The organism is Enterobacter cloacae complex sp. R_G8 (genome assembly GCF_024599795.1).
In the GTDB taxonomy this organism is placed as follows: Bacteria; Pseudomonadota; Gammaproteobacteria; order Enterobacterales; family Enterobacteriaceae; genus Enterobacter; species Enterobacter dissolvens.
This window is the reverse complement of the sequence record NZ_CP102246.1, coordinates 1408879-1434194: the sequence shown is the minus strand read 5'-3', so window position 1 is coordinate 1434194 and position 25316 is coordinate 1408879. Positions and strand designations below refer to the sequence as shown.

At 53.5% G+C, this 25316-nt stretch carries 19 protein-coding genes, 1 tRNA gene and 3 rRNA genes; 8 read left to right on the top strand and 15 right to left on the bottom strand.

From position 1 onward, the window contains the following. Positions 1-142: 142 nt before the first annotated feature. From lepB to rseD, 7 genes are all read right to left on the bottom strand, one after another. Positions 143-1117: a signal peptidase I gene (gene lepB / locus NQ842_RS06890; RefSeq protein ID WP_014832923.1), complete on the bottom strand. Its 975-nt coding sequence runs from the start codon at positions 1115-1117 to the stop codon at positions 143-145. Between the two features lie 15 nt (positions 1118-1132). Beyond that, the gene (lepA, locus tag NQ842_RS06885) at positions 1133-2932 is read right to left on the bottom strand and encodes a translation elongation factor 4 (protein ID WP_063427688.1); all 1800 of its coding nucleotides are present in this window, start codon (positions 2930-2932) and stop codon (positions 1133-1135) included. Between the two features lie 185 nt (positions 2933-3117). Continuing rightward, positions 3118-3594 (bottom strand): SoxR-reducing system protein RseC, encoded by a 477-nt coding sequence (gene rseC / locus NQ842_RS06880; RefSeq protein WP_014832924.1) that lies wholly within the window; start codon positions 3592-3594, stop codon positions 3118-3120. Then, positions 3591-4544, bottom strand: a complete 954-nt coding sequence (rseB, locus tag NQ842_RS06875) for a sigma-E factor regulatory protein RseB (protein WP_046888189.1) — start codon at positions 4542-4544, stop codon at positions 3591-3593. Before rseB ends, rseC begins: the two co-directional genes overlap by 4 nt. Further along, complete coding sequence (rseA, locus tag NQ842_RS06870; RefSeq protein WP_257256659.1) at positions 4544-5194, bottom strand: anti-sigma-E factor RseA; 651 nt, start codon at positions 5192-5194, stop codon at positions 4544-4546. Before rseA ends, rseB begins: the two co-directional genes overlap by 1 nt. Positions 5195-5225: 31 nt before the next feature. Continuing rightward, a complete protein-coding gene (rpoE, locus tag NQ842_RS06865) occupies positions 5226-5801 on the bottom strand; it encodes an RNA polymerase sigma factor RpoE (RefSeq protein WP_006176728.1) in 576 nt (191 codons plus the stop codon). Beyond that, the gene (gene rseD / locus NQ842_RS06860) at positions 5798-5878 is read right to left on the bottom strand and encodes a rpoE leader peptide RseD (protein WP_225738807.1); all 81 of its coding nucleotides are present in this window, start codon (positions 5876-5878) and stop codon (positions 5798-5800) included. The genes rpoE and rseD overlap by 4 nt, the downstream gene beginning before the upstream one ends. 349 nt (positions 5879-6227) lie before the next feature. On the opposite strand from rseD, the gene nadB reads away from it, so the two are divergent. Continuing rightward, a complete protein-coding gene (gene nadB / locus NQ842_RS06855; protein ID WP_257256658.1) occupies positions 6228-7847 on the top strand; it encodes an L-aspartate oxidase in 1620 nt (539 codons plus the stop codon). Here nadB and NQ842_RS06850 read toward each other — a convergent pair. Then, positions 7832-8569 carry a tRNA1(Val) (adenine(37)-N6)-methyltransferase gene (locus tag NQ842_RS06850; protein ID WP_047360372.1) on the bottom strand — a complete coding sequence of 246 codons (738 nt, stop codon included), beginning with the start codon at positions 8567-8569 and terminating at the stop codon, positions 7832-7834. The two genes, nadB and NQ842_RS06850, sit on opposite strands and share 16 nt — an antisense overlap. 132 nt (positions 8570-8701) lie before the next feature. Here NQ842_RS06850 and srmB point away from each other — a divergent pair, with 132 nt between their 5' ends. Continuing rightward, positions 8702-10030, top strand: a complete 1329-nt coding sequence (gene srmB, locus NQ842_RS06845; protein ID WP_014832929.1) for an ATP-dependent RNA helicase SrmB — start codon at positions 8702-8704, stop codon at positions 10028-10030. Positions 10031-10082: 52 nt separating this feature from the next. Here the strand turns inward: srmB and grcA are convergent, their stop codons facing one another. Beyond that, the gene (gene grcA, locus NQ842_RS06840) at positions 10083-10466 is read right to left on the bottom strand and encodes an autonomous glycyl radical cofactor GrcA (protein WP_013098327.1); all 384 of its coding nucleotides are present in this window, start codon (positions 10464-10466) and stop codon (positions 10083-10085) included. Positions 10467-10779: 313 nt separating this feature from the next. On the opposite strand from grcA, the gene ung reads away from it, so the two are divergent. Then, positions 10780-11469 carry a uracil-DNA glycosylase gene (ung, locus tag NQ842_RS06835; RefSeq protein WP_046888187.1) on the top strand — a complete coding sequence of 230 codons (690 nt, stop codon included), beginning with the start codon at positions 10780-10782 and terminating at the stop codon, positions 11467-11469. Between the two features lie 38 nt (positions 11470-11507). On the opposite strand, the gene NQ842_RS06830 is transcribed toward ung, so the two are convergent. Next, positions 11508-12593 (bottom strand): tRNA/rRNA methyltransferase, encoded by a 1086-nt coding sequence (locus NQ842_RS06830; protein WP_014832931.1) that lies wholly within the window; start codon positions 12591-12593, stop codon positions 11508-11510. Positions 12594-12797: 204 nt separating this feature from the next. Between NQ842_RS06830 and trxC the strand changes: the two genes are divergently transcribed. The 5 genes from trxC (at position 12798) to NQ842_RS06800 (ending at position 18520) form a co-directional block, all read left to right on the top strand. After that, a complete protein-coding gene (gene trxC / locus NQ842_RS06825) occupies positions 12798-13217 on the top strand; it encodes a thioredoxin TrxC (RefSeq protein WP_013098330.1) in 420 nt (139 codons plus the stop codon). Positions 13218-13287: 70 nt separating this feature from the next. After that, entirely contained in the window at positions 13288-13986 is a 699-nt protein-coding gene (tapT, locus tag NQ842_RS06820; protein WP_083045681.1) for a tRNA-uridine aminocarboxypropyltransferase, read from the top strand. Positions 13987-14021: 35 nt separating this feature from the next. Further along, positions 14022-16685, top strand: a complete 2664-nt coding sequence (gene pat, locus NQ842_RS06815; RefSeq protein ID WP_050860375.1) for a protein lysine acetyltransferase — start codon at positions 14022-14024, stop codon at positions 16683-16685. A 110-nt stretch (positions 16686-16795) separates the two neighbouring features. After that, positions 16796-18151: a CDP-diacylglycerol--serine O-phosphatidyltransferase gene (gene pssA, locus NQ842_RS06805; protein ID WP_043951680.1), complete on the top strand. Its 1356-nt coding sequence runs from the start codon at positions 16796-16798 to the stop codon at positions 18149-18151. 45 nt (positions 18152-18196) lie between these two features. Beyond that, on the top strand, positions 18197-18520 hold the full coding sequence (locus NQ842_RS06800) for a YfiM family lipoprotein (protein ID WP_014832935.1): 324 nt from the start codon (positions 18197-18199) through the stop codon (positions 18518-18520). Here the strand turns inward: NQ842_RS06800 and NQ842_RS06795 are convergent. From NQ842_RS06795 to NQ842_RS06775, 5 genes are all read right to left on the bottom strand, one after another. Next, positions 18517-19812 (bottom strand): MFS transporter, encoded by a 1296-nt coding sequence (locus tag NQ842_RS06795; protein WP_257256657.1) that lies wholly within the window; start codon positions 19810-19812, stop codon positions 18517-18519. The genes NQ842_RS06800 and NQ842_RS06795 overlap by 4 nt on opposite strands. Before the next feature lie 261 nt (positions 19813-20073). Next, positions 20074-20189, bottom strand: a 5S ribosomal RNA gene (rrf, locus tag NQ842_RS06790). A 69-nt stretch (positions 20190-20258) separates the two neighbouring features. Beyond that, positions 20259-23162: ribosomal RNA gene (locus NQ842_RS06785) — 23S ribosomal RNA — on the bottom strand. 182 nt (positions 23163-23344) lie between these two features. Next, a tRNA-Glu gene (locus tag NQ842_RS06780) sits at positions 23345-23420 on the bottom strand. A gap of 84 nt (positions 23421-23504) precedes the next feature. After that, positions 23505-25044, bottom strand: a 16S ribosomal RNA gene (locus tag NQ842_RS06775). The 16S, 23S and 5S rRNA genes sit together here with 1 tRNA gene alongside, the layout of an rRNA operon. Positions 25045-25316 lie beyond the last annotated feature (272 nt).

Below are 25316 nucleotides of genomic sequence, written 5' to 3'. Positions count from 1 at the left end.
GCACCCTTGCAGGGCCAACCTTAAACTTCGGGGGAATATTCTATACACAACGACAGGGGATGTCGTTAGTTCGAAGAGATTTATCGCTGAAATAATTCACGTAGCCGCTAATTAAAGCGACTACGTGTTCATTTATTGAGAATTAATGGATCCCGCCAATACGATTCAGGCGAACCCCGGTCGGCCATTCGCCTTCCTGCTTCTCAAAACTCATCCAGATTGCGGTTGCTTTACCTACCAGATTCGCTTCCGGCACAAAGCCCCAGTAACGGCTGTCCGCGGAATTATCGCGGTTATCACCCATCATGAAGTAGTGTCCCGGCGGGACGATCCAGCTGGCCAGTTGCTGACCCGGCTGTTTGTAATACATCCCCACCTGATCCTGGGCAATGGGTACGGTCAGGATCCGGTGCGTCACATCACCCAGCGTCTCTTTACGTTCGACCAGACGAATACCGTTCTCTTTGGTTTCATCTTTCGGCACCTGGAAGAAACCGTTGGTCGCTTCACCGCCGTTACGACGGGCAAAGGTCTGCACAAAATCACTCGGCTCAACGTTTGAGTAGGTGATTGGCAGCGCGTTTTCACACGCGGTACCGGAGCTGCAGCCAGGCTGAACGGTCACTTCTTTGGCAACCGGATCGTAGGTGACTTTATCACCCGGCAGACCCACCGCGCGCTTGATGTAGTCAAGGCGTGGATCGTCCGGGTATTTAAACACCACAATGTCGCCACGTTTCGGATGGCCCGTTTCGATCAGCGTTTTCTGGTAGATCGGATCTTTGATGCCATAGGCAAACTTCTCGACCAGAATAAAATCACCAATCAGCAGCGTTGGCATCATGGAGCCTGACGGGATCTGGAACGGCTCGTAAATAAACGAACGCACCACCAGCACAATCGCCAGCACCGGGAATACCGATGCCCCGGTCTCCAGCCAGCCCGGTTTCGGGCCAACTTTCTTCAGGGTTTTCGCATCAAGCCCATCACCTGTGGCTGCCTGCGCGGCAGCCTGACGTTCACGGCGTTTTGGGGCGAAAATAAACTTATCCAGACACCACAACAGACCTGTCACCAGGGTAGCGATGACCAGGATCAGGGCAAACATGTTCGCCATGCCAACTCCTTAGGGTTATTTGCCGTCTTTACCAACATGAAGGATGGCAAGGAATGCTTCCTGCGGCAGCTCGACGTTACCGACCTGCTTCATACGCTTCTTACCTTCTTTCTGCTTCTGCAGCAGCTTTTTCTTACGGCTGACGTCACCGCCATAGCATTTCGCCAGAACGTTTTTACGCAGCTGTTTCACGGTAGAGCGGGCGATAATGTGGTTACCGATGGCCGCCTGAATCGCGATATCAAACTGCTGACGTGGGATCAGATCTTTCATCTTCTCAACCAGTTCACGGCCACGGTATGGCGCATTGTCGTTGTGGGTGATCAGCGCCAGCGCATCAACACGTTCGCCGTTGATCAGCACGTCCACACGCACCATGTTTGAAGCCTGGAAGCGTTTGAAGTTGTAATCCAGTGACGCATAGCCACGAGAGGTAGACTTCAGACGGTCGAAGAAGTCGAGAACCACTTCCGCCATCGGGATTTCGTAGGTCAGCGCGACCTGGTTACCGTGGTAAACCATGTTGGTCTGAACACCACGCTTCTCAACGCACAGCGTAATGACGTTACCCAGATATTCCTGCGGCAGCAGCATATGACACTCTGCGATAGGCTCACGCAACTCATCGATGTTGTTCAGCGGCGGCAGCTTGGACGGGCTGTCGACGTAGACGATCTCTTTGTTGGTGGTCTGCACTTCGTAGACTACGGTCGGCGCGGTGGTGATCAGATCCAGATCGTATTCACGCTCCAGACGTTCCTGAATGATCTCCATGTGCAGCAGACCAAGGAAGCCGCAACGGAAGCCGAAGCCGAGCGCTGTTGAGCTTTCTGGCTCATAGAACAGGGAGGCATCGTTCAGGCTCAGCTTGCCGAGCGCATCGCGGAAGTTCTCGTAATCGTCAGAGCTGACCGGGAACAGACCCGCATACACCTGTGGTTTTACCTTTTTGAAGCCAGGCAGCGCTTTATCTGCCGGGTTACGCGCACCGGTCAGGGTATCGCCCACTGGCGCACCGAGAATGTCTTTAATGGCACAAACCAGCCAGCCCACCTCGCCGCATTTCAGCTCGGTACGGTCAACCTGTTTTGGTGTGAAGATCCCGAGACGGTCTGCGTTGTAGACCTGGCCGGTACTCATCACTTTAATTTTGTCGCCTTTACGCATGGTGCCGTTTTTAATACGCACCAGCGAGACCACGCCCAGGTAGTTATCGAACCATGAGTCGATAATCAGTGCCTGCAGTGGGGCATCCGGATCACCTTCTGGTGGCGGAATATCACGCACCAGACGTTCCAGCACATCGGTAACGCCCACACCGGTTTTGGCCGAGCAACGCACGGCATCGGTCGCGTCAATCCCGACGATATCTTCAATCTCTTCCGCCACGCGCTCAGGGTCAGCGGCAGGCAGGTCGATTTTGTTCAGAACCGGCACCACCTCGAGATCCATTTCCATCGCGGTGTAGCAGTTTGCCAGGGTCTGGGCTTCTACGCCCTGCCCCGCATCCACCACCAGCAGTGCGCCTTCACAGGCTGCCAGCGAGCGTGAAACTTCATAGGAGAAGTCAACGTGGCCTGGGGTGTCGATAAAGTTCAGTTGATAGGTTTCACCATCAGCCGCCTTATAATCGAGCGTGACGCTCTGCGCTTTAATGGTGATACCACGTTCGCGTTCCAGGTCCATGGAGTCCAGAACCTGGGCTTCCATTTCACGATCAGACAGGCCACCGCAAATCTGGATAATACGGTCAGACAGCGTCGACTTACCGTGGTCAATGTGAGCAATGATCGAAAAGTTACGTATGTTCTTCATATAGTTAAATAATTATGCCTTACGAATTCCTGGAGGCCGCTGTTCTTAGCCTGACGTTTTTCAGTGCGAAAACGCAGCATTCTACACTACATCCCCGTTACCTGGAAATGCACTTAGCGCCAGGTATAGCGTGAAGAAATGGCGTTTTCTTTTTTAAGATGTAAATAATGATAAAGCCCGATGGATCACCGGGCCTCAGAGGAGAGCGTCTCAACACGAAGTTGGTCTGGTGCCAGCCCTACGCTGAGAATAACAGGCTGCCACGCTTCGCGGGCTGCAAGCCTGGGGGAGAAGCCTTTGGCAAGCCAAAAACCTCCCACACCACCCAATGCGGCTCCGCACATGGCGGCCACATCGGTACCAAACAGTGTCTGAAATACGCCGCCCATCACAAAGAGCCCCACCAGCGGGGAGAGGTAAACCAGCATTGCGGAACCCAGCAGGCTGCCTTCGGCAATGCCCAGCTCCACTTTCTGTCCAGCCACCAGCGGTTGTTCGCTCGGCACGGTAAGGGTGTGCGACGTTTGCGGCCCAAGCTTATTCAGCACACGACTGCCGCAACCGGCTCTGGATGCACAACTATTACATGAGGCTTTCACATCACAGCTTACCAGCGCAATCCCCTCCTGCCATGATACAACCGTAGCCCACTCTTTAATCATTGCGCAGCCCTGAATTTAATGCTGTCGGAAATTCGCTTCGCCGTTTGCGGCGGTAATTCACCGACAATGGTGATCTCTGCGTTGTCACGTACCGTGGTGCTGACAGTCCGACGTCCGGTACGCAGCATTTGTTCTGAACTGTTTGCCGTCGCGCGATTGATGTTCACCGAGAAGCTGAACAACCCATCTGAGTAGAGGCGAGATTCAACCGGTGTTTCAATGGTAGGCAGTTGACGGCGGCTACTTGAGACTTCAGTAAAGCCTTGCGGGATCCAGGAAGGGACCCAGTTGAAATTCACGGAATCTCCGGACGGAACGGAAAGCAATGGCGGCAGGCTGGCTTTCGCCAGATTCTGCATGCTGTTACCCACCTGATTGTTGACGCTAAAGGAGATCACGCGGAACTGTTCCAGCGTCTCACCGTCGCGGTCAAGCAGGTCTACGCGCATAGGGAGCTTGGTTTCAGCATCAACCCAGACAATGTAGCTGTAACGCGTCCCGTCGCGGGCGACAACGCGGATCACTTCACACAGTCTGTCGGCGATGCGCGTCCGCCCTACCGAAATAAAATCGTAGTAAGGGGCCAGACGCTTGAAGTCGGTGTAGATCAGCGATGGCAGGGAATCAACAATATAGTCGCCATTGAGCGTGAAAGGTTCCAGGCCTGGCTCGAAATAGCTAATTTCGTTACCACGCTGGACGACTTCCCGACGCGGGCCATCCATCTGTAAAAGTTGCGCGAGCGGCTGATTATCAAGACGGGCATGGCGATAGCGTAACGACTCGACACCCTGCTTATTGATGCTGATAAATGCCAACTCGTAGTTGAGTGACTGGCTGGCCAGATTCATTTGCTGCAACAACGCCCCGGATGAAACATCAGCCGAGGCGTTGGCAGAGAAGAACAGGCTACCCGCCATCAAAGACATGGCGAACCAAAGTTGCTTCATTACTGCGATTGCGTTCCTAAAGTTTGGTTTCCTGGCACCTGCACAGCAGCCTGCTGGGTTTGTGCCTGCTCAAACTGAAGCTGTTCAGAGTGCAGACGACGCTGCAACTCATAATCCTGCAACATCGCATTAATGCGACGGCGCTGCTCCTGAACCTGCTGTTGCTGACCGCCGCTGGCGGAGGCATCAGCCGGTACACCCAAACTTACCGGGCTGGCTTTGCCCATCATCGGCAGTGTGTTGAACACTGGCGCTTCTGGCTGCTGATTAGTTTCAGACTGAGTATTATAGTGCTGGACGCCAACGATAACTGCAAGCGATACGCATGCGGCCACACCCATTTGGGTAAGTTGACTGGCCCACGGGCGCACCTTCTGCCAGAACGGCATTTTCTGCCACTGGTGAGGCGCGGGTTGAGCTTCAGGAATCAGCGGAGTGGTCTGATGAACAGGCTCATTCTCGATGGCCGCCATCACGCGGGCTGAGATATCGAAATGGAGAACCTCGCCGGTGTCACCGCGAAGGGTGTCACGGATGAGATGGTAGCTCTCCCAGGTCTCTTGCATTTCGGGAGAATGAGACAGCTCGTTGAGCAGCTCACTATCCAGCGTTTCACCATCAATTAAAGCGGAAAGTTTTTCTTTCTGCATGCCTAATACCTTTTCCAGTATCCCGCTATCGTCAACGCCTGATAAGCGGTTGAACTTTATTATCAATAGCTTCTCGCGCACGGAAAATTCGAGAACGTACCGTGCCGACCGGACAATCCATGATAGCGGCTATCTCTTCATAGCTCAGACCATCAAGCTCCCGTAACGTAATTGCCATGCGTAAATCTTCCGGGAGCGACTCGATCGTGCGAAAAACAATTTGTCTCAGTTCTTCTGACAACATTAAGTTCTCAGGGTTCGAAATTTCTTTCAGCGCGCCGCCACTTTCGAAGTTTTCAGCGTCGATTGCGTCCACATCACTTGAAGGCGGACGACGGCCCTGAGCGACCAGATAATTCTTTGCCGTATTGACCGCAATACGGTACAGCCAGGTATAAAAAGCACTATCTCCCCGGAACGAGTCCAGCGCACGATAGGCCTTAATAAAAGACTCTTGTACTACATCAGGCACATCACCTGACGGTACATAGCGGGAAACCAGACTCGCCACCTTATGCTGGTAGCGCACCACCAGTAGGTTAAAGGCTTTCTGATCTCCCTTCTGGACCCGTTCAACCAGGACCTGGTCCGTTAACTGCTCGCTCATCCGAGGTAATGTCTCCCCAAACCTAAATTCCACGCGCTATCGAAACGCCACTCTACAAATCCCGCACTTTTGAGCAAGCACCGAGTTTGAGTGTCTATTCTTCAATAAGTTCCGTAACGCCTTTGTTTTTGTTCATCGCGTCACAGACTGTTTATTTTCTCTCATTATAAGTCTGTTCACGATACACACCCACTTTCTGACTTCAAACATCTCATTTCCGGTCAGAAGAGTATCTCAACCCAGGCTTTATTTCACCACAAAATCTGAAGCTAACGATCTGCTTCGCAAAATATTTTCCTTCTTTTACACGCCAGAAATCTGAACCGCTGCGTTTAGTCATTGCAACGAGGATTAAAAAAAACGTGCGATATCTCGCATTCAAGTGCTATTCTGCCCAGACACTGTTTAGTAAATTAAACAAGAATAATGAATACAACACCTGAACTTCATTGTGATGTACTGATCATCGGCAGCGGCGCTGCGGGTCTCTCGCTGGCGCTGCGTCTGGCTGAGCACCAGAACGTAATTGTTCTGAGTAAAGGGCCGATGAGTGAAGGTTCCACATTTTATGCCCAGGGCGGGATCGCCGCCGTGTTTGATGAAACGGACAGCATTGCGTCACATGTTGAAGACACGTTGGTTGCCGGGGCGGGGATTGTGGATGAACATGCTGCGGAATTCGTCGCCAGCAATGCACGTCACTGCGTTCAGTGGCTTATTGACCAGGGCGTACTGTTTGATACTCAGGTTCAGCCAAACGGTGAAGAGATCTATCACCTGACCCGGGAAGGCGGACACAGTCATCGCCGGATCCTGCACGCTGCGGATGCCACCGGGAAAGCGGTGGAAACGACGCTGGTCAGTAAAGCGCTCAGCCATCCTAATATTCGGGTGCTTGAACGCAGTAATGCCGTTGACCTGATTATTTCCGACAAGATTGGCCTGCCTGGCACACGCCGCGTGGTGGGGGCCTGGGTCTGGAATCGTAATAAAGAGAAGGTGGAAACCTGCCAGGCAAAAGCCGTGGTGCTGGCCACAGGTGGCGCCTCCAAAGTGTATCAGTACACCACCAACCCGGACATCGCCTCCGGTGATGGTATCGCCATGGCCTGGCGCGCCGGCTGTCGTGTCGCCAACCTTGAGTTCAACCAGTTTCACCCGACCGCCCTTTTCCATCCTCAGGCGCGCAACTTCCTGCTGACAGAAGCCCTGCGCGGTGAAGGCGCGTATCTGAAGCGCCCGGACGGCTCACGTTTTATGCCGGACTTTGACCCGAGAGGCGAGCTCGCGCCACGTGATATTGTCGCCCGCGCTATCGATCACGAGATGAAACGCCTTGGCGTAGATTGCATGTATCTGGATATCAGCCACAAACCGGCTGAGTTTATTCGTCAGCATTTCCCGATGATTTATGAAAAGCTGCTCAGCCTGGGGATTGATTTGACGCGTGAGCCGGTACCGATTGTGCCAGCCGCTCACTATACCTGCGGTGGCGTCATGGTTGACGATCATGGCCGTACGGATGTGGATGGTTTGTATGCCATTGGCGAGGTGAGCTATACCGGTCTGCATGGCGCGAACCGCATGGCGTCCAACTCATTGCTGGAGTGTCTGGTTTATGGCTGGTCTGCAGCGGTGGATATCACTAAACGCATGCCGTATGCCCGCCAGGCTGAGCACTTACCGGCCTGGGACGAGAGCCGCGTGGAAAACCCGGATGAGCTGGTTGTTATCCAGCATAACTGGCATGAGCTTCGGCTATTTATGTGGGACTACGTTGGCATTGTACGCACAACGAAACGTCTTGAGCGTGCTCTACGCCGTATCACAATGCTGCAGCAGGAAATTGATGAGTATTATGCCAACTTCCGCGTCTCCAACAATCTGCTGGAGCTGCGGAATCTGGTGCAGGTTGCCGAGTTGATCGTTCGCTGCGCGATGATGCGTAAAGAGAGCCGGGGCTTACACTATACTCTGGACTATCCTGATCCGTTGCCGGAATCCGGTCCGTCGATACTCTCCCCGCAGCGTCACATAAACAGATAAAACGCCTGGGTCAGGGCAGTGTAATCGTCGGAGTAACGCTGGTCTGGCCCACGGATAACCATCCTGTCGTTAAAGCATTCCCCCTCTTTTGGCGAGAGCGCCAGCAGTACCCTGTGCGGCAAACGCCCTTCCGTATCCGAGATATCGGTACGCAGTCGTAAGTTCCAGCCTATCTCGCGGGCAATATCAATAAAGGTATTGCCGGTACTTTCGGGAAGCACCACGCAGAAGAAGCCTTCCTCTGAGATCAACTCCGCCGCGCTGGTCAGCAGTGCTTTATGATCGAGCGAACCGGTATAGCGAGCCTGTTCTCGCTCAGGCGTACCACACTCCACACCGGGTGCGTAGTAGGGAGGATTACTGACGATCAAGTCGTAACGCGCCGTTTGCTCTGGTGCCCAGGCCAGCACGTCTGCGCATTCAACCTTTATCCGGCTTGCCCATGGGGATTCGCGGGCATTTTCACTCGCCTGCCCTGCGGCCTGCGCATCCAGTTCAACCGCATCAATCGTGACAGGCTCTTCCGTGCGCTGCGCCAGCATCAGTGCCAGCAGCCCACTGCCGGTACCAATATCCAGAATACGCTTTACCCCTGCGACAGGCGCCCACGCTCCCAGTAGAATACCGTCTGTACCGACTTTCATTGCACAGCGATCGTGAGCGACAAAAAACTGTTTAAACGTAAAACCATCGCGGCGCAACTGCGCTTTGAGTTGAGACATGTCAGGGCAACCTTCTAAGTGAAACTGGAGTAGCATAGGGGAAAGCGAAGTGGCCGAAAAGCGATATCCATACAAACAGATGAAGATTACAGCCGTAACGTCTATAATCAGCGCCCCACACAGAGGTAGAACATGACTGTAACGACTTTTTCCGAACTTGAACTCGATGAAAGCCTGCTCAATGCACTTGAGAGCAAAGGCTTTACACGCCCGACCGCCATTCAGGCAGCGGCCATTCCGCCTGCGCTTGAGGGCCGCGATGTGCTCGGTTCTGCGCCAACCGGCACGGGGAAGACAGCAGCCTACTTGCTGCCTGTGTTGCAGCATCTGCTCGATTTTCCACGTAAAAAATCAGGCCCGCCGCGTATTTTGATCCTGACGCCTACCCGTGAACTGGCAATGCAGGTTGCCGATCACGCACGCGAGCTGGCAGCGAATACCCATCTGGATATCGCTACGATCACCGGCGGCGTTGCGTATATGAACCACGCCGAAGTGTTCAGCGAAAACCAGGACATCGTCGTTGCAACGACGGGCCGTTTGCTGCAGTACATTAAAGAAGAGAACTTTGACTGCCGTGCGGTAGAAACCCTGATTCTGGACGAAGCCGACCGTATGCTGGACATGGGCTTCGCGCAGGATATCGAACATATCGCCGGTGAAACGCGCTGGCGTAACCAGACAATGCTGTTCTCAGCCACCCTCGAAGGGGATGCGATCAAAGACTTTGCAGAGCGTCTGCTGGAAGATCCGGTGGAAGTGTCAGCAACGCCATCTACCCGTGAGCGCAAGAAGATCCACCAGTGGTATTACCGCGCAGATAATCTTGAGCACAAGGTTGAGTTGCTGAAACACCTGCTTAAGCAGGAAGACGCCACCCGCACCATCGTGTTTGTGCGTAAGCGTGAGCGTGTGCATGAGCTGGCTGAAATGCTGCGTAATGCCGGGATCAACAATTGCTATCTCGAAGGTGAGATGGCGCAGGTGAAACGTACCGAAGGCATTAAGCGTCTGACCGATGGCCGCGTTAACGTGCTGGTCGCAACAGACGTTGCCGCGCGCGGGATCGACATCCCGGACGTGAGCCATGTGATCAACTTCGATATGCCTCGCAGCGGAGATACCTATCTGCACCGCATTGGCCGTACCGGTCGTGCAGGCCGCAAGGGTATTGCCATTTCTCTGGTCGAAGCACATGACTACCTGCTGTTGCAGAAAATTGGCCGCTATGTCGACGAGCCGCTGAAAGCGCGCGTCATTGATGGACTGCGTCCGACCACGCGTGCACCGAGTGAAAAAATGACGGGCAAACCGTCCAAGAAAGCGCTCGCGAAACGGGCGGAGAGAAAAGAGAAAGAAAAAGAGAAGCCGCGCGTGAAGCAGCGTCACCGCGATACCAAAAACATTGGTAAACGTCGCAAGCCAAGCGCTGCAGCGTCAGAAACGAAAACTGAAGAGTAAAAAAAGCCGGGAAATGTCCCGGCTTTTTGTTCCACCCCCGTGGCTAAAAACCTTACAGGCTTTCAGTAAAGGTACGCGCGATAACGTCGCGCTGCTGTTCCGGGGTCAGAGAGTTGAAACGCACCGCATAGCCAGACACGCGGATAGTCAGCTGTGGGTATTTTTCTGGGTGCTTAACCGCATCTTCCAGCGTTTCACGACGCAGTACGTTTACGTTCAGGTGCTGACCACCTTCCACACGCACTTCTGGTTTCACTTCCATCGGGATTTCACGGTATTCAATTTCGCCCAGTTTGTTAACCGGTACAATTTCATCTTCCGCAAAACCTGCTTTTGCTACCACACAGCGTGCTTCGTTTTTCTCGCTGTCCAGCAGCCAGAAAGAGTTGAGCAGATCGTCATTTGCAGCTTTAGTAATCTGGATACCTGTAATCATGTGTTGCCTCCCTTAGGCTACATTAACGGGTGTCGGCCTCTTGCGGCCAATTGGTAAAACCATTGTTTCTTGTGTGTATATATATCATTCACACCAAGGCTATTTATTGATTTAAATCAACAAAAACCCTAACCACACAAAGAGTGTGGTCTGAATTTATTGTTTCAGATCAATTTCACAGCCTACCAATTCAACTCAGCCTGCATATATTCAACATAAATTGAGTGACTTACGTGTATTTTCAACCTGTAATTTTGCACCCGGGAATTTAACGGTTAAGCTAGTCCCAGATTGAGATTCGCAGGAGAGCGAGATGACGACACCTTTAACCTGGCATGACGTGCTGGCAGAAGAAAAGCAACAGCCTTATTTTATCAATACCCTCAGCACCGTTGCGGCTGAACGTCAGTCCGGACAGACGATTTACCCGCCCCAGAAAGATGTGTTCAACGCATTCCGCTACACCGAACTGAGTGATGTGAAAGTGGTCATTCTCGGTCAGGATCCCTATCATGGCCCAGGGCAGGCACATGGACTGGCATTTTCCGTCCGTCCTGGCGTAGCTATCCCCCCTTCTCTGCTCAATATGTATAAAGAGCTTGAGGGAACCGTGCCAGGGTTTACCCGACCAAACCACGGCTATCTGGAAAGCTGGGCGCATCAAGGCGTGCTGTTACTGAATACCGTCCTGACCGTCCGCGCAGGGCAAGCCCACTCTCATGCCAGCCTTGGATGGGAGACCTTCACCGATAAAGTGATCAGTCTGATCAATGAACATCGCGAAGGAGTGGTGTTTTTACTGTGGGGATCGCATGCGCAAAAGAAAGGGGCGATCATCGATCGTCAGCGTCATCACGTGCTGAAAGCGCCGCACCCGTCACCGCTGTCTGCACACCGCGGTTTCTTTGGCTGTAATCACTTTGTTCTGGCGAATGAGTGGCTGGAAAAACGTGGCGAAACGCCGATTGACTGGATGCCCGTGTTACCGGCAGAAAGCGAATAGGATATGAATGTGCCGGGCTGGCCCGGCACATAAAAAGCTTATGCTTTGTTCTGACGCCACCATTCCGCCAGCAGCACGCCGGTCGCGACGGAAACGTTCAGACTTTCCACATTGCCTGTCCCGTCAATAGAGACGCTCAGATCCGCACTCGAGAGTGCCGCGTCTGACAGACCATCGCGTTCCTGACCTAACACCAGCACCATCTTACGCGGCAGTGTCGCTTTAAACAGCGGCGTACCGGCATGGCTGGAGGTCGTCACAATGGAATAGCCCGCTTTACGGAACTGTTCAATGGCATCAAGGACGCTGTCGCCGGTGATCGGCTGAACGTGTTCGGCACCGCCTTCCGCAGTACGGATCGCGGCACCGGATTCCAGCAGCGCAGCATCCTGCAGCAGTACCCCTTTAACGCCGAAGTGCGCGCAGCTGCGCATCATGGCACCCAGGTTATGCGGGTTGCCCACATCTTCCAGCGCCAGCACACAGTCATCGGCTTCCGCCTGGCTGACCCACTGCTGAACGGTAGTACCGTTACGTTTTTTGATCAGGAAGCAGACACCGCCGTGGTGTTCAGTCCCGGACGCTTTCGTCAGCTCAGCATCATCAACCACATGGTAGGCTTTGCGGTTCGCGGCCATCCAGCGCAGCGCTTCTTTAAAGCGCGGGGTGACGCTCTGGATAAACCAGGCACGAACGATACACTCAGGACGGCTCTGGAACAGGGCCTGGCAGGCGTTCTCGCCATACACGCGTGTCTCTTCCGCACGCTGACGGCGCAGCACTTCCGGATCGATAAAGCTTTTACCGCTGATGCCGCCGTGATCGGCTTTTTCCGGCGTCTCATCGCCAGGCGCGCGGGACACGGTACGCCATGGTGACGAACCTTCGCGCACAAAATCATCGCGTTTGCGATCGTCACGCTTGCGGTCATCACGTTTGCGGTCATCACCGCGGTTATTTCTGTCATCGCGGGCGGGGCGACGGCCACCGTCTGCACGAGAGGACGCCGGACGCCCGCCACCTTTTCCGGTACGCGGATTTTGGGTGCGTTTATCAGAGTCATCATCACTGCGGACATACATCACTTTGACCTTGCCGCTTTTATTTTTCATTTCGTCGTTCATGCTTTTCTCCACCAGCGCTGCGCGAAGCGCGCAGATTACCCGATGTGCAAGCGCATAGCCATAATTTCGTACAAAAGCCTGTGACTATTGTTCTCATTGAATAAAACGCATTGTCGTTTCAAACAGGCTCATTGATAATATGTAACATATTAGAAACATTATCGGCATACTGCCGCTGTCCCATGGTTCTATCAGAGGTTAGTTATGAATACCGTATGTGCCAACTGTCAGGCTCTTAACCGCATTCCGGACGATCGGATCGAGGATGGTGCGAAATGCGGGCGTTGTGGCCATGAGTTGTTTGATGGCGATGTGATTAACGCTACAGGTGCTACGCTGGACAAACTCCTCAAGGACGATCTCCCGGTGGTTGTCGATTTCTGGGCACCATGGTGTGGCCCGTGCCGTAACTTCGCGCCAATCTTCGAAGATGTCGCCGAAGAGCGCAGCGGGAAGATGCGTTTTGTGAAGGTGAATACGGAGGCCGAACGCGAGCTCAGCGCCCGTTTTCGTATTCGTAGCATTCCGACCATCATGATTTTCAAAAATGGTGAAGTCATCGACATGCTCAACGGCGCGGTACCCAAAGCGCCGTTCGAGAGCTGGTTGAACGAGTCGCTGTAACATTCACGGGGCACATCTTGTGCCCCGTTCCCGCCTCTGCGAAAATGGGGTTTTTCCTGCCCTTTCGCCCATGACTGATAACGCTGTACTTCAATTACGCGCCGAACGCCTTGCCCGCGCGACTCGCCCTTTTCTCGCTCGTGGCAACCGCATCCGTCGCTGCCAGCGCTGCCTGCTGCCGTTAAAAGTGTGCCTGTGCGACACGCTGGTACCGGCCACGGCGGAAAGCCGTTTTTGCCTGGTCATGTTTGATACCGAACCGATGAAACCCAGCAATACGGGCCGTCTGATCGCCGATATTCTGCCTGACACCGCCGCGTTTCAGTGGTCGCGCACTGAGCCGCCTCAGGCCCTGCTCGACTTAGTGGCAAGCCCGGACTATCAGCCGATGGTCGTTTTCCCCGCTTCTTATGCAGGCGCCGACCGTCAGGTACTTTCAGCTCCGCCATCCGGAAAACCGCCGCTGTTTATTATGCTGGACGGCACCTGGACGGAAGCGCGGAAAATGTTCCGCAAAAGCCCTTACCTTGATGCGCTGCCGGTTATTTCTGTCGACCTCTCTCGCGTGTCGGCCTACCGCTTACGTGAAGCCCATGCCGACGGACAATACTGCACCGCCGAAGTGGCGATTGCCCTGCTGGATCTGGCGGGTGATACCGAGGCGGCTGGGGCATTGGGCAGCCATTTCTCCCGTTTTCGCGAACGCTATCTGGCGGGAAAAACCGTTCATAAGGGCAGTGTCACAGCAACCGGGACAGAAAACGTTTAAAATCATCAGGTCGCTTGCATTCACAGGAGGCCTGCATGAGCCAGCGAGGGTTAGAAGCGCTACTACGTCCTAAATCCATAGCCGTTATCGGCGCATCAATGAAACCGGATCGCGCAGGCTACCTGATGATGCGCAACCTGCTGGCCGGCGGATTTAACGGCCCCGTCATGCCCGTTACACCGACTTATAAGGCCGTTCAGGGGGTGCTTGCGTGGCCTGATGTGCAGAGCCTGCCTTTCGTACCCGATCTGGCCGTACTTTGTACGAATGCGAAACGTAACCCGGAATTGCTGGAATCGCTCGGCAAAAAAGGGTGTAAGACCTGCATTATCCTCTCCTCTCCTCCTGAACAGCAACCCGAGCTTCTGGCGTGCGCCAGCCGCTATCAGATGCGTATTCTTGGGCCGAACAGTCTGGGGCTGCTCGCTCCCTGGCAAGGACTGAATGCCAGCTTTTCTCCAGTGCCGATCCGTAAAGGCAAACTTGCGTTTATTTCGCAGTCGGCTGCGGTATCCAACACGATCCTCGACTGGGCGCAGCAGCGTGAGATGGGGTTCTCCTACTTTATCGCCCTGGGTGACAGCCTGGATATCGACGTGGATGAACTGCTGGATTTTCTGGCGCGCGACAGTAAAACCAGCGCGATCCTGCTGTATCTAGAACACCTCAGTGACGCCCGTCGTTTTGTATCGGCCTCGCGCAGCGCGTCACGTAATAAACCCATCCTGGTCATTAAGAGCGGACGAAGCCCTGCAGCACAGCGCCTGCTGCATTCCCACTCCGGGATGGATCCCGCCTGGGATGCCGCGATCCAGCGTGCAGGTCTGCTGCGGGTACAGGATACGCACGAGCTTTTTTCCGCCGTCGAGACGTTGAGTCATATGCGTCCGTTACGCGGGGAGAAGTTGATGATTGTCAGTAATGGCGCAGCCCCAGCGGCTCTGGCGCTGGACGAACTGTGGTTACGTAATGGCAAGCTGGCCACGCTCGGTGAAGCGACGCTTCAGCGCCTGAGAGAGACCCTGCCCGCAAGCGTAGCTCCCGGCAATCCCCTCGATTTACGCGATGATGCCAGTAGCGATCGCTATATCAAAGCCATCTCCATTTTGCTGGATAGTCAGGATTTTGACGCGCTGATGATTATCCACTCCCCCAGCGCGGTCGCTCCCGGCAGTGAAAGCGCGAGAGCGCTCATTGAGGCGGTGCGTAACCATCCACGTGGTAAATACGTCACTCTGCTCACCAACTGGTGCGGTGAGTTCTCTTCGCAGGAGGCCCGACGCCTGTTCAGCGAAGCCGGGCTGCCAACATACCGTACACCGGAAGGTACCATTACCGCCTTTATGCATATGGTGGAGTACCGCCGTAACCAGAAGCAGTTGCGGGAAACGCCAGCATTACCCGGTAATCTGACGGCGAATTCCGTCGACGTTCACCGGTTGTTGCAACAGGCTATCGATGAAGGTGCAACATCGCTTGATACTCATGAAGTGCAACCCATTCTTGGTAGTTATGGGATGCAGACCCTGCCGACCTGGATCGCCAGCGACAGCGCTGAAGCGGTGCATATTGCCGAACAGATTGGCTATCCGGTCGCGCTTAAGCTTCGCTCACCGGATATTCCACACAAATCCGATGTGCAGGGGGTGATGCTGTACCTTCGAACCGCAGCAGAAGTTCAGCAAGCGGCAGATGCTATTTTCGACCGCGTAAAAATGGCCTGGCCACAGGCAAGGATCCACGGACTGCTGGTGCAAAGCATGGCAAACCGCGCGGGCGCACAGGAACTGCGGGTGGTTGTGGAACACGATCCGGTTTTTGGCCCGCTCATCATGCTGGGCGAAGGTGGCGTTGAATGGCGCCCTGAAGAGCAAGCCGTGGTGGCCTTACCGCCTCTGAACATGAACCTTGCTCGCTATCTGATTATTCAGGCCATCAAAAGCAAAAAAATCCGTGGCCGGAGCGCCCTGCGTCCGCTCGATATTGCGGGGTTAAGCCAGTTCCTGGTGCAGGTCTCTAACCTGATAGTCGATTGCGCGGAGATCCAGCGGCTGGACATTCATCCTCTGCTCGCCTCCGGCAATGAGTTTACGGCGCTGGACGTCACGCTGGATATCGCACCATTCGAAGGCGACAGAGAGAGCCGTCTGGCGATCCGTCCTTATCCTCTGCAGCTGGAAGAGTGGGTGGAGATGAAGAACGGTGAGCGTTCGCTGTTTCGCCCGATTTTGCCGGAAGATGAACCGCAGCTGCGGACGTTTATCTCTCAGGTCACGAAAGAGGATCTTTACTATCGCTACTTCAGCGAAATCAACGAATTTACCCATGATGATTTAGCCAATATGACCCAGATCGACTACGATCGAGAAATGGCCTTTGTCGCCGTTCGTCGTTCCGACAACGGTGATGAGATCCTTGGCGTGACGCGTGCTATTTCAGATCCGGATAACGTCGATGCGGAATTTGCTGTGCTGGTGCGCTCCGATCTTAAAGGCCTGGGCCTTGGGCGGCGGCTACTGGAAAAACTCATCAGTTATACGCGCGATCACGGATTGTTACGCCTGAATGGCATTACTATGCCAAACAATCGCGGTATGGTGACCCTGGCGCGAAAACTCGGTTTTGACGTTGATATTCAGCTGGACGAGGGTATTGTTGCCCTCTCCCTCAGTCTGAAATCGCCGGATAAACCCGAGTAAGCTACTGGAAATGTTACCCACTTTGGACGGGACTGGTGGTATCATTGTCCGCTTATGTTGTTTGCATGGTACAGACAACCCTTCAATGAACAGAGAAGAAACGCACTGTGATGTTGTCAAAATTTAAGCGTAATAAACATCAACAACACCTTGCTCAACTACCGAAGATTTCTCAGTCAGTTGATGATGTAGAGTTCTTTTACGCTCCCGCTCATTTTCGGGAGACGCTTCTGGAAAAGATTGCCAGCGCCACGCGACGCATTTGCATTGTGGCACTCTATCTTGAACAAGATGAAGGTGGGCGCGCGATCCTGAATGCGCTCTACGAAGCCAAACGTCAGCGTCCTGAACTGGATGTTCGCGTGCTGGTTGACTGGCACCGCGCTCAGCGTGGCCGTATTGGCGCTGCCGCCTCAAATACAAACGCAGACTGGTATTGCCGCACAGCGCAGGAAAACCCTGGCGTTGATGTCCCCGTTTACGGGGTGCCGGTGAATACCCGTGAAGCGCTTGGCGTACTGCATTTCAAAGGATTCATCATTGATGACAGCGTCCTTTACAGTGGCGCGAGTCTGAATGATGTTTACCTCCATCAGCTCGATAAGTATCGCTACGACCGCTACCATCTGATTCGTAATCCGCAGATGGCTGACATTATGTTTAACTGGGTCGATAAGCATCTGGTACATGGCCGTGGTGTGAATCGCCTTGACGATCCCCATCGCCCGAAAAGCCCGGAAATCAAAAACGACGTTCGCGCGTTCCGCCAGGAGCTGCGCGATGCGGTGTATCATTTCCAGGGGGATGCAAACAACGAAGAGTTGTCGGTTACGCCTCTGGTGGGGTTAGGCAAATCCAGCCTGTTGAACAAAACGATTTTCCACCTGATGCCATGTGCGGAGCAGAAACTCACTATCTGTACGCCGTACTTTAACCTTCCCGCCGTGCTGGTGCGCAATATCATTCAGCTGCTGCGCGACGGTAAAAAAGTGGAAATTATTGTCGGTGATAAAACGGCTAATGACTTTTTCATTCCTGAAGATCAACCCTTCAAAATCATCGGCGCCCTGCCCTACCTTTATGAGATTAACCTGCGTCGTTTCCTCAGTCGCTTGCAGTATTACGTGAATACCGACCAACTGGTGGTACGTCTCTGGAAAGATGAAGATAACAGCTACCATCTCAAAGGGATGTGGGTTGATGATGAATGGATGCTGCTGACCGGCAACAACCTGAACCCTCGTGCCTGGCGTCTTGATCTGGAAAACGCGATTCTGATCCACGATCCACAGCATGAACTGGCCGCGCAGCGTGAACGTGAGCTGGAACTTATTCGTACACATACGACGGTGGTTCGTCATTACCGCGAGCTACAGAGCATTGCCGATTATCCGGTGAAGGTCCGTAAGCTTATTCGCCGTTTACGTCGTATCCGTATCGACCGTCTTATCAGCCGTATTCTGTAATATCCAGGCCCTGCCACTCGCAGGGCTTTTTTTATGGAGCTGTTGATGCGTCTTCCTTTGTTACTCATGACCCTCTGTTTAACCGGCTGTAGCCATATGGCGAACGATAGTTGGTCCGGCCAGGATAAAGCGCAACACTTCCTCGCATCCGCGATGTTGTCCGCTGCCGGTAATGAGTATGCCCAGCACCAGGGATATAGCCGGGATCGTAGTGCAGCAATCGGCCTGATGTTCTCAGTCAGCCTTGGGGCATCTAAAGAGTTGTGGGATAGCCGCCCCTCAGGGAGCGGCTGGAGCTGGAAAGATTTTGCCTGGGATGTCGCCGGTGCTACGACCGGCTATGCCGTGTGGCAGATGGCGCATTATTAAAGACGAATACCTTTCCCTTTACGATGCAACATCAGGGATACGATAAAGGCCAGCGCCCCCATGATCGTCACATACCAGAAGAATGTCGTTTCGCTTCCCCATGATTTCAGGGACAGCGCAACGTACTCTGCTGATCCACCAAACAGGGCATTGGCGACCGCATAAGAAAGCCCTACCCCCAAAGCACGCACCTGTGCCGGGAACATCTCGGCCTTGAGTATCCCGCTGATCGAGGTATAAAAACTCACAATCACCATCGCCAGCATCACCAGAGCAAATGCGGCATAAGGGGATGAAACATGCTGAAGCGCGGTTAAAATGGGGACGGTACATAAGGCGGACATGCCCCCAAAAATCAGCATCGATGTACGACGGCCAATCTTATCCGAGAGTGCACCGATAATCGGCTGGATCAGCATAAAGACGAACAGCGCGACGGTCATGATGACGCTGGCGACGTTGGCGTGCATACCTGTGGTGTTCACCAGATACTTTTGCATGTAGGTGGTAAAAGTATAAAAACTGAGTGAACCACCGGCGGTGAAACCCAGAACCATCAGGAAGGCTTTGCGATTTCGCCACAGTCCTTTAAACGATCCCGCTTCCTTCAGCGTCCTGACCTCTTTTTGCGAGGTTTCGTCTAACTGACGGCGCAGCCAAAGCGCCACGATCGCCAGTGCAGCCCCCATCGCGAAAGGAATTCGCCATCCCCATTCATGAAGCTGGCTGTCTGAGAGGATCTGCTGCAGGATCACGACAACCAGAATGGCCAGCAGCTGACCACCAATGAGCGTGACGTACTGAAAAGAGGCATAAAAACCCTTCCGACCTTCAAGTGCAATTTCACTCATGTACGTGGCGCTGGTGCCGTACTCTCCCCCAACGGAGAGTCCCTGGAATAAACGAGCCAGCAATAAAAGGGCGGGAGCCCAGGTTCCGATAGCGTCATACCCCGGCAGACAGGCGATGATAAGGGAACCAAAACACATCATGCAGACCGAGATCAGCATGGAGGTTTTACGCCCGCGACGGTCTGCGATACGGCCAAACAACCAGCCGCCAATCGGCCGCATTAAGAATCCTGCTGCAAATACACCTGCCGTTTGCAGTAGCTGCGTTGTGGTGTTTCCTGACGGGAAGAAAATATGTGCGAAGTAAAGTGAACAGAATGAGTAGACGTAAAAGTCGAACCATTCAACCAGGTTACCGGATGAGGCACTAACAATTGCCCATACCCTTCTTCGGGTATCACTGGCAACCAGCGTCCCGTTCGATGTAATGCTTTCGGTCATTATGATTATACTCCTGCCATAAACAACGGCATGTTGAGTTCTGAAGGAACTCAATACCTTGTAAATTAAATGTTATTATTTTGTTATAAATAACATTGCGAGGGAGATCACAAATTTCGTTAGCAAGGTAAGTTCCAGGAGAAAGCCCAGGAGGGGAATAGTGCGGTCTGATGCCCTCACCCCGCTCCTCTTCCGCAGAAAGAGGGAGAAACAAAAGCAAAAAACCCCGCACCTTACGGTACGGGGTTCTTCTTAATTGATGCCTGGCAGTTCCCTACTCTCACATGGGGAGACCCCACACTACCATCGGCGCTACGGCGTTTCACTTCTGAGTTCGGCATGGGGTCAGGTGGGACCACCGCGCTAAAGCCGCCAGGCAAATTCTGTTAATCTGTATCAGGCTGAAAATCTTCTGTCTCTCACCGCCGAAACAGCTTCGGCGTTGTAAGGTTAAGCCTCACGGTTCATTAGTATCGGTTAGCTCAACGCATCGCTGCGCTTACACACCCGACCTATCAACGTCGTCGTCTTCAACGTTCCTTCAGGAGACTTTAAGTCTCAGGGAGAACTCATCTCGGGGCAAGTTTCGTGCTTAGATGCTTTCAGCACTTATCTCTTCCGCATTTAGCTACCGGGCAGTGCCATTGGCATGACAACCCGAACACCAGTGATGCGTCCACTCCGGTCCTCTCGTACTAGGAGCAGCCCCCCTCAATTCTCCAGCGCCCACGGCAGATAGGGACCGAACTGTCTCACGACGTTCTAAACCCAGCTCGCGTACCACTTTAAATGGCGAACAGCCATACCCTTGGGACCTACTTCAGCCCCAGGATGTGATGAGCCGACATCGAGGTGCCAAACACCGCCGTCGATATGAACTCTTGGGCGGTATCAGCCTGTTATCCCCGGAGTACCTTTTATCCGTTGAGCGATGGCCCTTCCATTCAGAACCACCGGATCACTATGACCTGCTTTCGCACCTGCTCGAGCCGTCACTCTCGCAGTCAAGCTAGCTTATGCCATTGCACTAACCTCCTGATGTCCGACCAGGATTAGCTAACCTTCGTGCTCCTCCGTTACTCTTTGGGAGGAGACCGCCCCAGTCAAACTACCCACCAGACACTGTCCGCAACCCGGATTACGGGTCTACGTTAGAACACCAGCCATTAAAGGGTGGTATTTCAAGGTTGGCTCCACGCAGACTGGCGTCCACGCTTCAAAGCCTCCCACCTATCCTACACATCAAGGACCAGTGTTCAGTGTCAAGCTATAGTAAAGGTTCACGGGGTCTTTCCGTCTTGCCGCGGGTACACTGCATCTTCACAGCGAGTTCAATTTCACTGAGTCTCGGGTGGAGACAGCCTGGCCATCATTACGCCATTCGTGCAGGTCGGAACTTACCCGACAAGGAATTTCGCTACCTTAGGACCGTTATAGTTACGGCCGCCGTTTACCGGGGCTTCGATCAAGAGCTTCGCGTTGCCGCTAACCCCATCAATTAACCTTCCGGCACCGGGCAGGCGTCACACCGTATACGTCCACTTTCGTGTTTGCACAGTGCTGTGTTTTTAATAAACAGTTGCAGCCAGCTGGTATCTTCGACTGATTTCAGCTCCACCCGCAGGGGCTTCACCTACATATCAGCGTGCCTTCTCCCGAAGTTACGGCACCATTTTGCCTAGTTCCTTCACCCGAGTTCTCTCAAGCGCCTTGGTATTCTCTACCTGACCACCTGTGTCGGTTTGGGGTACGATTTGATGTTACCTGATGCTTAGAGGCTTTTCCTGGAAGCAGGGCATTTGTTACTTCAGCACCGTAGTGCCTCGTCATCACACCTCAGCGTTAAAAAGGTACCGGATTTACCTGGAACCTCCGCCTACATGCTTAAACCGGGACAACCGTCGCCCGGCTAACATAGCCTTCTCCGTCCCCCCTTCGCAGTAACACCAAGTACAGGAATATTAACCTGTTTCCCATCGACTACGCCTTTCGGCCTCGCCTTAGGGGTCGACTCACCCTGCCCCGATTAACGTTGGACAGGAACCCTTGGTCTTCCGGCGAGCGGGCTTTTCACCCGCTTTATCGTTACTTATGTCAGCATTCGCACTTCTGATACCTCCAGCAACCCTCACAGGCCACCTTCAACGGCTTACAGAACGCTCCCCTACCCAACAACACATAGTGTCGCTGCCGCAGCTTCGGTGCATGGTTTAGCCCCGTTACATCTTCCGCGCAGGCCGACTCGACCAGTGAGCTATTACGCTTTCTTTAAATGATGGCTGCTTCTAAGCCAACATCCTGGCTGTCTGGGCCTTCCCACATCGTTTCCCACTTAACCATGACTTTGGGACCTTAGCTGGCGGTCTGGGTTGTTTCCCTCTTCACGACGGACGTTAGCACCCGCCGTGTGTCTCCCGTGATAACATTCTTCGGTATTCGTAGTTTGCATCGGGTTGGTAAGCCGGGATGGCCCCCTAGCCGAAACAGTGCTCTACCCCCGAAGATGAGTTCACGAGGCGCTACCTAAATAGCTTTCGGGGAGAACCAGCTATCTCCCGGTTTGATTGGCCTTTCACCCCCAGCCACAAGTCATCCGCTAATTTTTCAACATTAGTCGGTTCGGTCCTCCAGTTAGTGTTACCCAACCTTCAACCTGCCCATGGCTAGATCACCGGGTTTCGGGTCTATACCCTGCAACTTAACGCCCAGTTAAGACTCGGTTTCCCTTCGGCTCCCCTATACGGTTAACCTTGCTACAGAATATAAGTCGCTGACCCATTATACAAAAGGTACGCAGTCACACCCGAAGGTGCTCCCACTGCTTGTACGTACACGGTTTCAGGTTCTTTTTCACTCCCCTCGCCGGGGTTCTTTTCGCCTTTCCCTCACGGTACTGGTTCACTATCGGTCAGTCAGGAGTATTTAGCCTTGGAGGATGGTCCCCCCATATTCAGACAGGATACCACGTGTCCCGCCCTACTCTTCGAGTTCACAACCTGTGCATTTTCGTGTACGGGACTTTCACCCTGTACCGTGCGACTTTCCAGACGCTTCCACTAACACACAAGCTGATTCAGACTCTGGGCTGCTCCCCGTTCGCTCGCCGCTACTGGGGGAATCTCGGTTGATTTCTTTTCCTCGGGGTACTTAGATGTTTCAGTTCCCCCGGTTCGCCTCGTTAACCTATGTATTCAGTTAACGATAGTGCAACGAATTGCACTGGGTTTCCCCATTCGGACATCGCCGGGTCAAGGGTTCATATCACCTCGCCGGCGCTTTTCGCAGATTAGCACGTCCTTCATCGCCTCTGACTGCCAGGGCATCCACCGTGTACGCTTAGTCGCTTAACCTCACAACCCGAAGATGTTTCACTTCTGATTGCGAAAATTTGAGAGACTCGAACACACATAACATGTGTGTCGTTTCAATTTTCAGCTTGATCCAGATTTTTAAAGAGCAAATATCTCAAACATGACTCGCAAGTCAGTTTTGAGATATGACGGCAGGTGACTTTCACTCACGAACCAGCAAGTGGCGTCCCCTAGGGGATTCGAACCCCTGTTACCGCCGTGAAAGGGCGGTGTCCTGGGCCTCTAGACGAAGGGGACGTACAGTCTCAATCGCAAGACGCCTTGCTATTTACTTTTCATCAGACAATCTGTGTGAGCACTTCAAAGGCAGGTTCTTTAAGGTAAGGAGGTGATCCAACCGCAGGTTCCCCTACGGTTACCTTGTTACGACTTCACCCCAGTCATGAATCACAAAGTGGTAAGCGCCCTCCCGAAGGTTAAGCTACCTACTTCTTTTGCAACCCACTCCCATGGTGTGACGGGCGGTGTGTACAAGGCCCGGGAACGTATTCACCGTAGCATTCTGATCTACGATTACTAGCGATTCCGACTTCATGGAGTCGAGTTGCAGACTCCAATCCGGACTACGACGCACTTTATGAGGTCCGCTTGCTCTCGCGAGGTCGCTTCTCTTTGTATGCGCCATTGTAGCACGTGTGTAGCCCTGGTCGTAAGGGCCATGATGACTTGACGTCATCCCCACCTTCCTCCAGTTTATCACTGGCAGTCTCCTTTGAGTTCCCGGCCTAACCGCTGGCAACAAAGGATAAGGGTTGCGCTCGTTGCGGGACTTAACCCAACATTTCACAACACGAGCTGACGACAGCCATGCAGCACCTGTCTCACAGTTCCCGAAGGCACCAATCCATCTCTGGAAAGTTCTGTGGATGTCAAGACCAGGTAAGGTTCTTCGCGTTGCATCGAATTAAACCACATGCTCCACCGCTTGTGCGGGCCCCCGTCAATTCATTTGAGTTTTAACCTTGCGGCCGTACTCCCCAGGCGGTCGATTTAACGCGTTAGCTCCGGAAGCCACGCCTCAAGGGCACAACCTCCAAATCGACATCGTTTACGGCGTGGACTACCAGGGTATCTAATCCTGTTTGCTCCCCACGCTTTCGCACCTGAGCGTCAGTCTTTGTCCAGGGGGCCGCCTTCGCCACCGGTATTCCTCCAGATCTCTACGCATTTCACCGCTACACCTGGAATTCTACCCCCCTCTACAAGACTCTAGCCTGCCAGTTTCGAATGCAGTTCCCAGGTTGAGCCCGGGGATTTCACATCCGACTTGACAGACCGCCTGCGTGCGCTTTACGCCCAGTAATTCCGATTAACGCTTGCACCCTCCGTATTACCGCGGCTGCTGGCACGGAGTTAGCCGGTGCTTCTTCTGCGGGTAACGTCAATTGCTGTGGTTATTAACCACAACACCTTCCTCCCCGCTGAAAGTACTTTACAACCCGAAGGCCTTCTTCATACACGCGGCATGGCTGCATCAGGCTTGCGCCCATTGTGCAATATTCCCCACTGCTGCCTCCCGTAGGAGTCTGGACCGTGTCTCAGTTCCAGTGTGGCTGGTCATCCTCTCAGACCAGCTAGGGATCGTCGCCTAGGTGAGCCGTTACCCCACCTACTAGCTAATCCCATCTGGGCACATCTGATGGCAAGAGGCCCGAAGGTCCCCCTCTTTGGTCTTGCGACGTTATGCGGTATTAGCTACCGTTTCCAGTAGTTATCCCCCTCCATCAGGCAGTTTCCCAGACATTACTCACCCGTCCGCCACTCGTCACCCGAGAGCAAGCTCTCTGTGCTACCGTTCGACTTGCATGTGTTAGGCCTGCCGCCAGCGTTCAATCTGAGCCATGATCAAACTCTTCAATTTAAAAGTTTGATGCTCAATGAATTAAACTTCGTAATGAATTACGTGTTCACTCGTTGAGACTTGGTATTCATTTAGTGTCCGAAGACATTAAGAATCCATGTCACTTTGAGTGCCCACACAGATTGTCTGATAAATTGTTAAAGAGCAGTGCCGCTTCGTTTTCGCTGCGGCGCGGGGTGTGCATATTACGCTTTCCCGCTTCAGAGTCAAGCGTTTAATTTGCTTTTCTCTGCTGACCCGGCGGCGTGTGTGCCGTTGTTCCGTGTCAGTGG

What these genes read in the sequence shown, in the direction of transcription:
- lepB (WP_014832923.1), bottom strand. Translation starts at nt 1,117, where the DNA reads ATGGCGAACATGTTTGCCCTGATCCTGGTCATCGCTACCCTGGTGACA.
- lepA (WP_063427688.1), bottom strand. Translation starts at nt 2,932, where the DNA reads ATGAAGAACATACGTAACTTTTCGATCATTGCTCACATTGACCACGGT.
- rseC (WP_014832924.1), bottom strand. Translation starts at nt 3,594, where the DNA reads ATGATTAAAGAGTGGGCTACGGTTGTATCATGGCAGGAGGGGATTGCG.
- rseB (WP_046888189.1), bottom strand. Translation starts at nt 4,544, where the DNA reads ATGAAGCAACTTTGGTTCGCCATGTCTTTGATGGCGGGTAGCCTGTTC.
- rseA (WP_257256659.1), bottom strand. Translation starts at nt 5,194, where the DNA reads ATGCAGAAAGAAAAACTTTCCGCTTTAATTGATGGTGAAACGCTGGAT.
- rpoE (WP_006176728.1), bottom strand. Translation starts at nt 5,801, where the DNA reads ATGAGCGAGCAGTTAACGGACCAGGTCCTGGTTGAACGGGTCCAGAAG.
- nadB (WP_257256658.1), top strand. Translation starts at nt 6,228, where the DNA reads ATGAATACAACACCTGAACTTCATTGTGATGTACTGATCATCGGCAGC.
- NQ842_RS06850 (WP_047360372.1), bottom strand. Translation starts at nt 8,569, where the DNA reads ATGTCTCAACTCAAAGCGCAGTTGCGCCGCGATGGTTTTACGTTTAAA.
- srmB (WP_014832929.1), top strand. Translation starts at nt 8,702, where the DNA reads ATGACTGTAACGACTTTTTCCGAACTTGAACTCGATGAAAGCCTGCTC.
- grcA (WP_013098327.1), bottom strand. Translation starts at nt 10,466, where the DNA reads ATGATTACAGGTATCCAGATTACTAAAGCTGCAAATGACGATCTGCTC.
- ung (WP_046888187.1), top strand. Translation starts at nt 10,780, where the DNA reads ATGACGACACCTTTAACCTGGCATGACGTGCTGGCAGAAGAAAAGCAA.
- NQ842_RS06830 (WP_014832931.1), bottom strand. Translation starts at nt 12,593, where the DNA reads ATGAACGACGAAATGAAAAATAAAAGCGGCAAGGTCAAAGTGATGTAT.
- trxC (WP_013098330.1), top strand. Translation starts at nt 12,798, where the DNA reads ATGAATACCGTATGTGCCAACTGTCAGGCTCTTAACCGCATTCCGGAC.
- tapT (WP_083045681.1), top strand. Translation starts at nt 13,288, where the DNA reads ATGACTGATAACGCTGTACTTCAATTACGCGCCGAACGCCTTGCCCGC.
- pat (WP_050860375.1), top strand. Translation starts at nt 14,022, where the DNA reads ATGAGCCAGCGAGGGTTAGAAGCGCTACTACGTCCTAAATCCATAGCC.
- pssA (WP_043951680.1), top strand. Translation starts at nt 16,796, where the DNA reads ATGTTGTCAAAATTTAAGCGTAATAAACATCAACAACACCTTGCTCAA.
- NQ842_RS06800 (WP_014832935.1), top strand. Translation starts at nt 18,197, where the DNA reads ATGCGTCTTCCTTTGTTACTCATGACCCTCTGTTTAACCGGCTGTAGC.
- NQ842_RS06795 (WP_257256657.1), bottom strand. Translation starts at nt 19,812, where the DNA reads ATGACCGAAAGCATTACATCGAACGGGACGCTGGTTGCCAGTGATACC.